The following is a 12,282-nucleotide window of genomic DNA, read 5'->3' on the forward strand; positions in this document are numbered from 1 at the left end:
GCGCCGGCGTGGCGCCGGAGAATCCCGGCTCGGGTGCCGGGCCATGTTCATACCGGCATTGGCGGACTGAGACAGGGTGACCGGCCAGGGCAAGGATGCCCTGATTGGAGGCGCGCGGGCGAGCGATGCGTCGCTGTCCAGCTGAGCGAGCGAAGCCTGACCCTGCGGTGAGTTGAGCGCTGGTGCACCTGGTGCGGATCCGTTGGCGGCGCTTCGCTCGAGGGTCTACTGGAGAGTCAATGGATCCTTGTAATCTCCAGATAGCGCGGGGCGAGGACGTGCGGAAGGAGCTCGCTCAGATCGAGGCCCAGGCGGAGGCGATGGAGGCCATGGAGCAAGAGGTTGCCGGGGTCTGGATGAGCGCGGCGATGGTGGAGGGCGGAGCCGAGAAGCGCTGGTGGGGCGCGCGGATCGGCGCGGTGGTCCTGGCGCTGGCGGTCCTGTGCGGCGCGGTGATCGCGCTCGTGTGGCTGCGCTGACGCAGCGGACCAGCGACGTAGCAACGTAGCGAAAGGGCCGCGCGCGGTGCGGCGCCGTCCTGCGCGCGCAGGAGGCCGGGATCAGGGATTGTAGCGGCGGCCGCTGCGGTAGCTCGCGATGGCCAGCTCCACCGGGCGGAACAGCGGGGTGGGCAGCGCGTCGAGCGGGTACCAGCCCCAGCCGGCGATCTTGTGGGGCTCGCGCTCCTCGGGCTCGCCGTCGAACTCCTCCGCGAGGAGCTGGATGTCCACATAGTGCTTGCCGTAAGCGACGATGTTGCTGAGGCACAGGAAGGAGAGCTTCCTGACGACAAGGCCGCTCTCCTCGCGCACCTCGCGTGCAGCGCAGTCCTCGAACGACTCGCCGAGCTCGAGGTGGCCGCCGCACCACGAGTAGCTGCCGTCGCCGTGGCTCCCGCGGCGCCGCGCGAGCAGCACGCGCCCGTCGCGCACCATCATGACGCCCACGCCCACCAGCGGTCGCTCCGCGGCGTTCCCTCCGACGATCGCCTCTCCCAAGGACACCTCCCCGCACGCGACGCCGTCGTGCGTGGAGCGCGCTCTAGCACGGCGCGCAGCGGTGCCGCTCGGGAGGCGTCGGGTCGACCCGCCGCGCCCGCTGCGCCGCGCACGGAGCCCCCTCGCGCACGTGCAAGCGCCGGTACCGATTGACTTTTCAGTGAACACGCGTACCGTGCCGGACACGATGGATGCGTCCTTGCCCTGGGAGCTGAACCCCGTCCTCCAGCAGAGCCGGCTCGTCCTCCTGGCGCAGACAGCGGTCGATGTCCGCAACAAGGCGTTCAGCGAGGCGAACCGCGAGGAGGGCGACACCAGCTGGGGCATCGGCTGCAAGGCGCACGAGCGGTTCGGTCATTCCCTCTGCAAGCTGGCGGAGAGCGGAAGACATCCCTGGCTGTCCGTCCATCGAGACGGGCTGTACTTCATGCCGCACATCGAGGGCGTCGCCGTGCGCGTGTACCGCGGTCCGGCCGACAAACCCTCGCAGCGGCACCTCGAGGCCGCGCGCAGCGAGCACGGTCGCCGCTCGGAGTCGCGCCAGATGGCCTTCTCGTTCATGGGGCAGGAAACCGAGCCGGATGGCCCGTGGTTCTGGATGATGGCCGTGGAGACGGACGTCGAGGGGAGGGCGCTCCGTGCCGTGTTCTTCCAGGCCAACGAGGCCGGCGGGACCCGACACGCATGGGAGGCCCCGGTCGAGATGGTGTCCGCTGAGCCAGCGCCTGCGCCTGCGCCCGAGCCCGGCGACAAGCCGGCGCGCCCGGCGCGACCGCGCACGGCACAGGGCCAGCAAGCGAAGGATGCGCTCCTGTCGCGCGACGGACGGCCGCTGCTCCGCGCGCAGACCATGACCCTTCCGCTCGTGTCACAGCCGAGCTGACGGGCGGCGAACGAGGCGGATCCGCCGGCAAGGAGGCTGCCCTGTCGCGGGGCGCAGGTTCGTGCGCTCCGCGATGAGGCGGTGAGCCCCCCGCCGACACACCCGCGCAGGATCCCTGGTTATACCGGCATTCCCATCGTCCGGCGGAGCGCGTCGAACTCCTCGGTGAAGCGCCCGTTCCGGCCCCGCAACACGAGCGGCGGCTCGTCATGGCACGACGCCACGGCCTCGGCGCGGCGCAGGGCATAGACCGAGAACAAGGCCGCCTTGTCCTCCTTGGGCATGACGTCGCGCCACGCCTCGAGCGCGAGCCCGGCCGCCGCCGCCGCCGCCTCGACGCGAGGCCGCTGCCGCGCCGCCGCGCAGGCCACGAACGGCGCGCCGGGAGCGAGCAGCCGCGCGGCCGCGAGGCAGTACTCCTCCACGCCGCCGCGGTGCTCGAAGCGGCACGGCCCGCACTGGAGCCGAGCGGACTCGATGCCGGTGCCGACCGGCAGGTACGGCGGCGTCCCCGTCACGAGCTCCGCGGGCGCGAGCCCGTCGAGCACCGCCGGATCGCGCAGGTCCCCCCACCGGACCTCGCCGCGCGCGTCGACGCCGTTCCACGCGACCGAGCGCCGCGCCATCGAGGCGCTCACCTCCTGCGCCTCCACACCCGCGCAGCGCGCGTCCGGGAAGCGCCACGCGGTGAACAGGAGCACCGTGCCGATGCCGCAGCCGAGGTCGACCGTGCGTCGCGGGGGCGCGTGCGCGACCCGCTCGGCCGCGAACCAGGCGGTCACGAGGTCGTCGGCCGACCAGCGGTGCCCGTCGAGCCGCTGCAGGATCCGGAAGTCGCCCGACAGATAGCAGAGGTCCTCGCCGGGGCCGGGCCAGACCTCCGGGCGATCCGGCGTCGCCGGCTGCGGCCCGGGGGCGACCCACCCGGGCGGCCGGCGCGCAGGGCGCACGACCCCGCCGCGCGGCGCGAGAGCGGGCTGGACATCAGGGGGAGCGCTCATCGACCCGATGTACCACGCCCCCGCGGCGTCGGGGGCGCGCCCAATCCCCCCCGAGCGCGCGGCCCCGCGGCGTCAGTGGTTCTTGCAGCCATCCTCGAGCGAGGGATCATCGCAGAAGAGGCACGGGGTCGTCTCGCAATCCAGCGGAGGGCATGACTTGGGGCAGGTCGGCTCGTTCGGATTGCAGTGGATGATCTGCCAGGTGAGCGAACTCACGTCGTCCGGGTCGGCCGCGCAACTGCACTTGTTGAAGGCGTGCGATGCAATCATGGTGATCGTGTGGCACTCCTTCTCCGGCGTCACCCCCTCTGCCGGGATCGGCGTCGTGAGATCCCACGTGAGCTCGAAGGGGCGCTGTCCGCCAGCCATGGTCCCGGCTGGGAACACTCGTGGGAACGTGACCCTCCGGAACGGGAGCGGGAACAGGGCATCTTCACTGCTGGGCCGCCCATAATCGATGTACAGGACGCCCTGCAGAGGGGTGCCGTTGTCCTCGGACAGCACCGTCGCGCCGAAATTCTTGAAGCTGTCCTGCCGCTCGACGATGTACACGGGTATGTGCTGGGGAGGGAAGACCGCCGTGAGCACCGGCGCGGTCTGCTCGGGGTGCTCGTACGTCGGCGGCTCGAGCACGAGGCAGCCCGTGGTCGAGGCGGCGAGCGCCGCCGCCGCGAACGAGCGAGCGAGCGCGGCGGAGCGGCGCGGGCGCGCCGCGAGGACAGGGGCACGGCGAAGGGAAGGGCGGGGCGGAGCGATCATGGTGCGCTGTGCAGGGGCCGATGGAGGATGGGTCTGTGCTGGGTACCAGGACTTTACCCACTGGGGCGACGCGCGGTGGATCTAGCTGGAATCCGACCGCCGCCGCGCGGGCAGGCGCGCCCGCGGCCCCTCCCTCCGCGCCGCGGCGTCACTTGCGCGGGCTCGCCGGCGCGCTCTCCAGCGCGTAGACGACCTTCACCTGCGTGCCGAACGAGACCTCGCCGGCCGACACGGGCGTCCCCATGTCCGCGGAGTACCCGCCGGAGGCGAGCGCGGCGCGGGGGGCGTAGATCGGGCCTTGCTCGACGACCTCGCTGATCGAGACGACGGGGCCGAGCGAGACGCCCTGGAGCCTGGCGAGCGCCCCGGCGCGAGCCCGCGCGTCCGCGATCGCCTTCTCCCGCGCGCGCGCCTCGAGCGGGTCGGTCTCGTCGAGGCCGAACGAGACGCCCCAGACGTTGTTCGCGCCGGCGGCCACGGCGGCGTCGAGCACCGCCCCGACCTGATCGAGGTTGCGGATGACGACCATCACCGTGTTGCTCACCTGATAGACGTGCGTCGGCGGAGGCGGCGCTGCCGGCGCCAGGTCGGCGGGCGGCGGCTTCGGCGCGGGCGGCTGAGGCGCCTTCGGTCCGCGCCCCGCGGGCGCCGCGGGCGCCGCGGCCGGGGCCGCCGGCGCGACCGCCGGGGCGGGCTGCGCGTGGCCCGTGGCCATCCAGGGCGGCACGTCGGGCTGCCGCACGAGCTGGATGGAGTAGTTGCTGGTCTGGATATCCTTCTCGGCCAGGCCGGCGTTCTTGAGCGCGGCGAGGATCTCGGTCATGCGCGCCGCGGCGAGCCTCGTCGCCTCGTGCACCGTCGGCGCCATCACCTCGATGCCCATCTGCGCCCGGGCGACGTCAGGCCTCGCGCTGACGTCGCCGCGGCCGACGACCGTGATGGTGTTGATCTCCGGAGCGGCGGCCACGGGCGGCGTCGCCTGCGCCGCGCACGCCGCGAGCAGCGGTGTGACCGAAAGCATGAGCCCGGCGAGGCACGCCCGGGACAGGGAGCGCTGGTTCTTCATGCCCGTGCAACGCGCGCCGCCCTGGCCGGCTTACAGGGGGCGCGCGCTTCAGCGCCCGCGCGCCCGCGCGCTCGCCGCCGCGAGCAGACCGACGGGCCGCTTGCCGAGCCGCTCCGGCGGCGCCCGAGGCGGCCGCGTTGCTCCCCCGCGGCAAGTTGTTCCACGCCGCGCCGGGTGCGCTATGGTCGTTCACGTGCTCACAATACCCAGCGATGAAGAGGCCCTCGGAGGTCTGCAGGGTGCCACGATCGCCAGCGACCTCTCGTCAAGCATCGGCTACCGGATCGTGTCGCGCGCCGGGTCCGGGGCGATGTTCGTCTCGTTCTACGCGGTCCGCACCGCGCCCGAAGGCGAGACGCCCGTGGTCGTCAAGATCCTCCGGCCGTCGCTCTTCAGGCAGCTGGGTCCGTCAGCGGCCGTCATCGTGAAGAAAGAGGCGGTGTCCCTCGGCCGCCTCAACGAGCAGGTCCCTCCGACCCCCTTCGTTGTCCGGCTCATCGACACCGGCACGTTCGAGGTCCGCCGCGGCACGAAGGCGCTCAACCTCCCCTGGATCACCATCGAGTACGTGCACGGCGGCGTGCAGGGCGTGACGCTCCGGCAGCGGGTGCAGGGGACCATCCAGGCCACGGGCCACGCGTTCGATCCGGCGCGCGCGACGCGCGCCATCGAGTGCATCACGAGCGGGCTGTCGGCCGTGCACGACGTCGGCGTCGTCCACCGGCAGCTCACGCCGGAGAGCATCCTCTGCTGCGGCTCCGGCGAAGGCGAGCTGTTCAAGATCAGCGACTTCGGCATGGCGCGGCCGCGCGGCATCCGCGAGACGATCATGGCCGGCGTCGTCGGCAACGCCGGGGTCGTGCCGCCGGAGATGCTGTCCGCCGATCCGAGCACGATCGGCCCGTGGACCGACATCTTCAACCTCGCGTCCGTCATCTTCTTCCTGCTGACGGGCGAGGAGTACATCATCGCGGAGTCGCAGGCGCAGGCGCTCATGGCCGCCATGGCGCGCACGCGCCGGAGCATCGTCGAGACGCGGTGGCTCCACCCCGCGCTGCGCGGCAACGAGCAGGCGTGCAAGTCGATCGACTTCGCGCTCCGCTGGGCGTCCACCGGCGAGGCGCAGGAGCGCCTCCAGGAGGCGGTGGCCGTGGCCGCGATGCTCTCGCCGTACCTCCGCCCCGCCTCGCCGATCTCCGCGCTGGAGCAGCGGATCGTGGCGAGCGCGGGGGAACCGCGCGTGCGCGCCGCGGAGGAGGTCGGTCCGATGACCGTCCCGTCCACGCACATGAAGGCGCCGGTGCAGCTCAAGGGGGAGCTCGGCCAGACGCTGCTGTCGCCGCGAAGCGCCAAGGCCGCCGAGCGCCCGAGCCAGGACCGCCCGATCGAGGCCGAGATCATCAGCGCGCCCCCGCGCGCCTCGCGGGAGCCCGCGCCGCGCCTGTCGGCGGTCGTCGAGCGCTGGACGTGGAGCGTGCTCCACCACCCGAGCCTCGATTCGGTCATCCGGAGCGTGGCCTGGGACGGCTACGGCCGGTGCCTCGCGGCGGCCACGGGGGGGCTGCTCTTCTGGAACGGGACGAGCTGGAGCGAGGCGTCGTCCGGCGGCCTCCCGAGCCCGCAGGGCGTGCGCTTCGTGCACCGGATCGGGCCCGGCCGGTGGCTCATCGGCGGCGACGCCTCGACGCTCGCGGTGTACACGACGGGCGGCGTGACGGGCGTCTTCCAGCTGCCGGGAGAGCCGCAGAGCCACGTCGCGCTGAGCGGCGACCTCGAGGACATGGGCATCCTCGTCTCGACGACGCCGAACGATCCGCGGCCGCTCCTCCACGCGTTCATCGCCAAGCGCTGGCTGCGGCCGATGCCGGCCGACGGCGTCGCGCTGCTCGCCGCGGTCGCGCGCGTCGAGGACGAGCGGTGGCTGGTCGTCGGCCGGTCGACCAAGGGCGAGGGGCTTGTCGCGCTCTACGCGCCGCTCGACTGGCACCTGGAGCGCATCCCGGCGCCGCCGGCGCGGGCGTTCGTCGCGTGCGCCGGGCGGCCCGATCTCGGCGTGGGCATCGCCGTCGGCGCGGAGGGCAGCGTCGTCTGGCGGTACGGGCAGAGCGTCTTCACGGAGATCATCGAGCCGCGGCGCGCCCTGTCGGCCGTGACGATCGACGCGGAGGGGCGCGCCTGGGCGGGCAGCGCGGGGCGCGTCTGGGTGCGGCGCGGGGGCATCCCGCCCATGGCCGGGGCGTGGGAGTGCGTCTGGGAGAACGACGCCTGGGTCGGCCCGGTCGTGTCGCTGTTCGTCGACGGCGAGGTGGTCGTCGCCATCACCGCGGACGGCGGGATCATCGAGGGCCGCGTCACCGGCTGACGAGCCCGGCGAGCCGCCGCGGCTACAGGGCGGCCGCCGGCGCGCGGTACCTGCCCACGACGATCGTGATGTCGTCGTCCGGGCTCGGGCACCAGCCGTCGACCTCCCGCAGGATCCGGTCGCGGATGTCGTCGACCGGCGCGTCCTGGGCGGCCTCGACGGTGGCGCAGAGCCGCGAGAGCCCGAACTGCTCCCGGTGCGCGTTGCGCGCCTCCGTCACCCCGTCGCTGTAGAGCACGAGCAGGTCGCCGTCCTCGAGGAGGAGCTCGGCGTCCCTGGTCAACGCGTCGATGGACGGCAGGACGCCGACCCACACGCCGGAGCTCGGGACGCACTCGCTCCTCCGCGTCCTCGCGCGGCACACGATGATGTCGTCGTGCGCGCCCGCGAACGTCACCCGCCCGCCGCGCTCGTAGCGCAGCAGCAGCAGGGTCGCGTGCTCGTCGCGCTTCAGCCGGTCGCGGATGTTGTCGTAGATCGCCCGGTTGAGCGCCGAGACGACCTCGCCCGGGCGGGCGCCCGGATCCCTGCGCGTCATGGCCGCGACCATGCTCTGGATCATCAACATGACGAGGCCCGCCACGAGCCCGTGCCCCGCGACGTCGCCGATCCCGAGCCACCCGCCGTCCCGCGTGGGGAGCACGTCGTAGTAGTCGCCGCCGACCTCCGCGGCCGGCCGCATCATCGCGGAGAGATCGAGCCCCTCCACATGCAGGTGCGACGGGACGAGCGAGGTCTGGATGTGCTTCGCGACGAGGGTCTCCTGGTGGACCCTCTCCTGCTCCAGCCGCTCGCGTACCTCCACGTGCCGGACGATCTCCCGGTGCATCGACACCGCCTTCATCGCAGAGCCGATCTGGAGGCGCGCCGCGTCGTAGACCATCTCGTTCGCGCCGCTGTTGACGAGCGCGATGCCGTAGTGCTCCGTCTCGCCGAACGTGAGCGGCATCGCGACGACGCTCCAGCGCTCCGACGAGCTCAGGAATCCGGGCGGCGCGAGGCACGAGGACGCGAAGCTCGCGGGCGGCGGCTCCACCTCGCGGCTGTTCTCCATCAGGAAGAGCGACTGCAGGGTGGCGCGCTGGGGGTCGTCGAAGAGCGATATGGCGACGTGCGTGAGATCCAGCTTCGGCAGCTCCGCCGCGAGCGTGCGCCGGAGCGTGGGCATGCCGAGGCAGGTCGAGAAGAACATGCCGGTCCAGCTGAGGTTGACCGACGCGCGCTCCAGGTACAGCCGCTTCTCGCCCTCGGCGCGGGCGGAGGCGTGGCTGATGAGGATGCGGCACGTGTGCCAGAGCCGCTCGAGGCGGTCCTCGGAGGCGCCGCCGGGCGCCCGGCCGATCTTCGCGCGGAGCAGCGTGATCGCGCCCTGGAACTGGTCGAGGGCGACGCCCTCGCGCGCCGCCGCGTCGAGGACGTCCTGGAGCGCCGTCGGGAAGCGGCCCTCCCGCCCGCTCAGCTCCTCCTCGAGCGCGGAGAGCAGCTCCCGGGGCCAGGCCTCACGCGACGCCGCCGGGACGGTCACGCACCGCGCGAGCGCGCGCTCCAGCGGCTCCCGCTGCGCGGCGAGGGAGAGCGGCTCGCGGCGCGGAGGCGCCCCGGTCGCGCGCGGGAGGGCAGCGTAGTAGCCGCAGCCGCACGACTCGCGCCGCGTGAGCTCGACGGGGAGGAGGCTGCACTCCGGCACGCGCTCGCCGCGGAGCTGGCGCACGACCGTCTCGACGGCGAGCGCCCCGAGCTCCTTGATCGGATGGCGGACGGTCGTCAGCGACGGCCTGGTGACGCGCGAGACGGCGACGTCGTCGAACCCGCACACGAGGACGTCGCCAGGGACGTCGATGCCGTGCGCCTTCAGCGTGTCCATCGCGCCGAGGGCCATGTTGTCGTTGCCGGCGACGACGGCATCGAACTCGACCCTGCGCCCGAGGAGCTCGCGCATCGCGCGGCGGCCGCCGTCGATCAGAAAATCGCCGTACACGAAGAGGCGCTCGTCGTAGGGGAGCGCGCGCGCCTCGAGGGCCCTCCGGTACGCCACGGCGCGCAGCTTCGCCTCCTCGTTGTTGGCCGGCCCGCTGATGTAGGCGACGCGCTTGCACGCGTGGTCGTCGAGCACGTGCGCGACCGCCGCCTCCCCCCCGACCGCGTTGTCGACGATGACGCTCGGGACGCCGTCCAGCGCGAGCCCCACGCTGCACACGGGCAAGGGCGCGAGCGATCGGCAGAACTCGTGCGCTCCGTTGGGGCCGACGTGGTTCGTGAGCGCCGACGACATGATCACCGCCCCATCGACCGTCGTCGCGCCGATGAGCGAATAGATCCCGCCCCGGGCGTCCAGCGTGTAGCCCTGGCGGGCGCGCGTCTCGCCGAAGGCCACGATGAGGTTGACGTCGTGCGCCTCGGCCGCGCGCTCGACCCCGAAGCGCGCCTCGGACTGGTACTCGCCGCAGAGGTAGTCGGTCAGGAGGGCGATCGTGTGGCGCTTCGCCGCCATGATCTATCGCTCCTCGTTCACTTGTCGTGGATGGAGACGAGGCCGGGGGACATGCGCTCCAGGGCCGCCAGGCTCCGCCGCTGCCACCCGAGCCTCGCGTCGGTGACGAACCGGATCTTGCACTTGGGGCCCTGGTCGGTGACGCCGGAGATGAAGGCGATGAACGCCTTCAGGCAGCTCGAGTTCAGGAAGTACAGGGCGCGTATGTCGAACTCGACGGCTGCGAGCGAGAGGCGCCGGACCTCGTGCAGGACCTCCTTGCAATAGGCGCCGAGCGGCGCGGCCGCCGCCATGTCGCCCGTCCCGGTGAGCTTGATACTCAGGTGATCGCCGAGCAGCGCCGGCTCGATGCCGAAGCTGTCCGTGGTGATGCGATCAACCCTTAGGCTGTCCATTCATCCTCCACCGCTCGAGCGGCGCGTGCGCGATGATCGTGAGCTCGTTGCCCTCGATCTTGTAGTCGACGTCGAGCCCTCCCTCGGCGCGGACGCGCGCGAGGCCCAGGCCGGAGACGCCCTCGATCATCGCTGTCTCCGTGATGAGGTCGTCGTAGTGCTTCAGCGGGTCGCTCGCGGTCTTCAGGTCGAGCAGCCGCTTCTCGACCTCTCGCAGCCGCTCCGGCGACGCCTCGTTGCGCGCGCGGATCTTCATGATGTGCGACGTCTCGTCCTCCTCCAGCGCGAGCTCGAGGCTGACGCGAGGGCCGGTGGAGTATTTGGTGATGTTCTCGGCGAGCTCGTGCGCGGCCATGTAGAACCGCGAGCTCACATTCGCGTCGTCCAGCACCGCGCCGCAGAAGCTGGACACCAGCCGCAGCACCGCCGTCGCCAGGCGCTCGCTCGGAAAGAAGGTGATGCAGAGGAATAGCGAGGCGCTCTGCGTCGGTTCGGGGGATGACACAATCTGTTATATTACGCCGCCCTCGCGCAGGATCCAACCACTAGTTCCGCGGGCGGCGCGGCTTTTCTCATGATTCTCGTGCGAGCGCGGAACAGAGAGGGCGCCCGGAGCGAGCTCCGCCTCCGCCTCCGCCTCCGCCTCCGCCTCCGCCATTGAGATTCCGATGTGATGCGGTTCTCACCTCGGAATGTGATGCGCTTCGCAGTTCGCGCGGCGGCGCCCTTTGCTTCAGGATATAACGCGACGCGTTATCTGTGGCGGAGTGGCATGCTCGTTGAACATGCTCGTTGATGACGAACGTGGCGTCCATCGGTGCCCAGGTGTGTCCATGGATCCGGTGCGGCCACCGCGCGCCTCGCGCACATACGCCTTCACCTGAGGGAAGGAGCCCGCCGGGCGACCCTGCACGGAGGGGGAGGCGGGGAGCGAGAGACGGCAAGAGCGAGAGATTCATTTTTTTCTTCCTCCCCGCCTCCCCGCCTCCCTGTGAAAACTCTCCGGGTTTCAACGTGATCGGTATTCTGGAATACCGATCACGTTGATCGAGCGAGAAATAAACCGCCAAGCGCGCCAAGGACGCCAAGGACGCCAAGGACGCCAAGAACAAACCACAGTCTTGGCGTCCTTGGCGCGCTTGGCGGTTCAAATTCCTGTTCTCTTCTGGGGTTTCAACCCGTTTGTCGCTCTAGCGCGTGGACCTGGCCGGCACCTTTGCGAACAGCGGGTCGAGGCCTTCCGCCATCGTCGGGTGCGTCAGGACGGCATCTCGCAGTCCTGTGTAGGGCATGCCGGCCAGCATCGCCGTCTGCACCACGGCGACCCGACGGCCGTTCGGCCCCCGGCCGGGGCCATGTCCCAGGCCACGTGTTTTCCGCCGGCGCCGCTGCCGAGAATGAGGATGTCGAACTGTTCGGGAGACATGAGGTCCTCCTGGCTTTCGGGGTCATTGGAGCTGGCCAGGCCGCGGTGACGAGTCGGCGCGCGCGCCGAGGACGAACCGGTCGACGGCGCTCGCGAACCCCTCGTCGTCGTTCGACGTGGTGACGTGGCGCGCGCAGCGTTGCACGTCGGGGCTGGCGTTCCCCATCGCGATGCTCAGCCCCGCCAGGCGGAACATGAGCACGTCGTTCGGCATGTCACCGATGCAGGCGACCTGCGAGAGCGGGACGTCGAGCGCGCGCGACAACCATTGCAGCGCCGCCGCCTTGTTCGCGTCGGGGTGCGTCACGTCGAGGTAGTAAGGCTGCGATCGCGCCGCGGACACCTGGGCTCCGAGGCGTTGACGCAGCTCGCCCTCGCAGCGCGCCACGAGGGCGAGGTCGTCGCTGACGCCGACGATCTTGACGGCGTTCGCGAGGACGCCGCCGAGATCGTCGATGACGATGGGCGCGAACTGCACGGTCTGCTCCTCGTGCGTGACGTGCGGCGCGTCGCGGCGGCGGATGAACCAATCGCTGCCACGGTAGACCCAGACGTCCAGGCCGGCGTTCGCGAGCGCCGTCGCGACCTCCTCGGCGACGGTGGCCGACAGGCACCGTTGCTCGAGCACCGTGCCGAGATCGGGCGTCACGAACATGCCGCCGTTGAACGCGATGATCGGCGTCGTCAGCGCGAGCGGTCCGTTCAGCATCGCCATCCCGCGCGGCGGGCGACCGCTGATGATGGCGAACACGACACCGGCCAAGCGCAACCGCTCGACCGACGCGCGGGCGCGATCGGTGAGGCGCTTGTCGGAGGTGACGAGGGTGCCGTCGACGTCGGTGAGGAGCAGCTTGATTGCAGGTGACGAGTCCATTGTCTCTCGACTCCCGTGACGGGCCGA

11 protein-coding genes and 1 pseudogene are annotated in these 12,282 nt (G+C 71.6%); 3 read left to right on the forward strand and 9 right to left on the reverse strand.

Annotated elements, in window-relative coordinates; translation table 11 throughout:
* Positions 1-239 precede the first annotated feature (239 nt).
* Positions 240-479 (forward strand): hypothetical protein, encoded by a 240-nt coding sequence (locus tag WMF27_RS11550; protein WP_437768810.1) that lies wholly within the window; start codon positions 240-242, stop codon positions 477-479.
* Between the two features lie 81 nt (positions 480-560).
* Here WMF27_RS11550 and WMF27_RS11555 read toward each other — a convergent pair whose 3' ends face one another.
* Positions 561-998: a nucleotide triphosphate diphosphatase NUDT15 gene (locus WMF27_RS11555; RefSeq protein ID WP_437944148.1), complete on the reverse strand. Its 438-nt coding sequence runs from the start codon at positions 996-998 to the stop codon at positions 561-563.
* A 160-nt stretch (positions 999-1,158) separates the two neighbouring features.
* On the opposite strand from WMF27_RS11555, the gene WMF27_RS11560 reads away from it, so the two are divergent.
* A complete protein-coding gene (locus WMF27_RS11560) occupies positions 1,159-1,881 on the forward strand; it encodes a hypothetical protein (protein WP_437768808.1) in 723 nt (240 codons plus the stop codon).
* A 119-nt stretch (positions 1,882-2,000) separates the two neighbouring features.
* On the opposite strand, the gene WMF27_RS11565 is transcribed toward WMF27_RS11560, so the two are convergent.
* From WMF27_RS11565 to WMF27_RS11575, 3 genes are all read right to left on the reverse strand, one after another.
* A complete protein-coding gene (locus WMF27_RS11565) occupies positions 2,001-2,882 on the reverse strand; it encodes a tRNA1(Val) (adenine(37)-N6)-methyltransferase (protein WP_437768807.1) in 882 nt (293 codons plus the stop codon).
* A gap of 72 nt (positions 2,883-2,954) precedes the next feature.
* Positions 2,955-3,641, reverse strand: a complete 687-nt coding sequence (locus WMF27_RS11570) for a hypothetical protein (RefSeq protein ID WP_437768806.1) — start codon at positions 3,639-3,641, stop codon at positions 2,955-2,957.
* 148 nt (positions 3,642-3,789) lie between these two features.
* Positions 3,790-4,707 (reverse strand): SIMPL domain-containing protein, encoded by a 918-nt coding sequence (locus WMF27_RS11575; protein WP_437768805.1) that lies wholly within the window; start codon positions 4,705-4,707, stop codon positions 3,790-3,792.
* Positions 4,708-4,900: 193 nt separating this feature from the next.
* Between WMF27_RS11575 and WMF27_RS11580 the strand changes: the two genes are divergently transcribed.
* A complete protein-coding gene (locus WMF27_RS11580; protein WP_437768804.1) occupies positions 4,901-7,069 on the forward strand; it encodes a serine/threonine protein kinase in 2,169 nt (722 codons plus the stop codon).
* A gap of 22 nt (positions 7,070-7,091) precedes the next feature.
* Here the strand turns inward: WMF27_RS11580 and WMF27_RS11585 are convergent, their stop codons facing one another.
* From WMF27_RS11585 to WMF27_RS11605, 5 genes and pseudogenes are all read right to left on the reverse strand, one after another.
* Positions 7,092-9,560 carry a SpoIIE family protein phosphatase gene (locus WMF27_RS11585; protein ID WP_437768803.1) on the reverse strand — a complete coding sequence of 823 codons (2,469 nt, stop codon included), beginning with the start codon at positions 9,558-9,560 and terminating at the stop codon, positions 7,092-7,094.
* Between the two features lie 17 nt (positions 9,561-9,577).
* Positions 9,578-9,955 carry a hypothetical protein gene (locus WMF27_RS11590; protein ID WP_437768802.1) on the reverse strand — a complete coding sequence of 126 codons (378 nt, stop codon included), beginning with the start codon at positions 9,953-9,955 and terminating at the stop codon, positions 9,578-9,580.
* Positions 9,936-10,460, reverse strand: coding sequence for a hypothetical protein (locus WMF27_RS11595; protein WP_437768801.1), 525 nt, complete (start codon positions 10,458-10,460; stop codon positions 9,936-9,938). The genes WMF27_RS11590 and WMF27_RS11595 overlap by 20 nt, the downstream gene beginning before the upstream one ends.
* A gap of 685 nt (positions 10,461-11,145) precedes the next feature.
* Positions 11,146-11,289: pseudogene (locus WMF27_RS11600) on the reverse strand (mercuric reductase); the annotation flags it as partial.
* 114 nt (positions 11,290-11,403) lie between these two features.
* Positions 11,404-12,255, reverse strand: a complete 852-nt coding sequence (locus WMF27_RS11605) for a Cof-type HAD-IIB family hydrolase (protein WP_437768800.1) — start codon at positions 12,253-12,255, stop codon at positions 11,404-11,406.
* Positions 12,256-12,282 lie beyond the last annotated feature (27 nt).

The sequence above is a fragment of the Sorangium sp. So ce281 genome, assembly GCF_051527395.1.
GTDB lineage: Bacteria > Myxococcota_A > Polyangia > Polyangiales > Polyangiaceae > Sorangium > Sorangium cellulosum_B.

Excerpts from the sequence above, each read along its gene's own strand:
- WMF27_RS11590 (WP_437768802.1), bottom strand. The coding sequence starts at position 9,955 with ATGGACAGCCTAAGGGTTGATCGCATCACCACGGACAGCTTCGGCATC.
- WMF27_RS11550 (WP_437768810.1), top strand. The coding sequence starts at position 240 with ATGGATCCTTGTAATCTCCAGATAGCGCGGGGCGAGGACGTGCGGAAG.
- WMF27_RS11570 (WP_437768806.1), bottom strand. The coding sequence starts at position 3,641 with ATGATCGCTCCGCCCCGCCCTTCCCTTCGCCGTGCCCCTGTCCTCGCG.
- WMF27_RS11575 (WP_437768805.1), bottom strand. The coding sequence starts at position 4,707 with ATGAAGAACCAGCGCTCCCTGTCCCGGGCGTGCCTCGCCGGGCTCATG.
- WMF27_RS11565 (WP_437768807.1), bottom strand. The coding sequence starts at position 2,882 with ATGAGCGCTCCCCCTGATGTCCAGCCCGCTCTCGCGCCGCGCGGCGGG.
- WMF27_RS11585 (WP_437768803.1), bottom strand. The coding sequence starts at position 9,560 with ATGGCGGCGAAGCGCCACACGATCGCCCTCCTGACCGACTACCTCTGC.
- WMF27_RS11605 (WP_437768800.1), bottom strand. The coding sequence starts at position 12,255 with ATGGACTCGTCACCTGCAATCAAGCTGCTCCTCACCGACGTCGACGGC.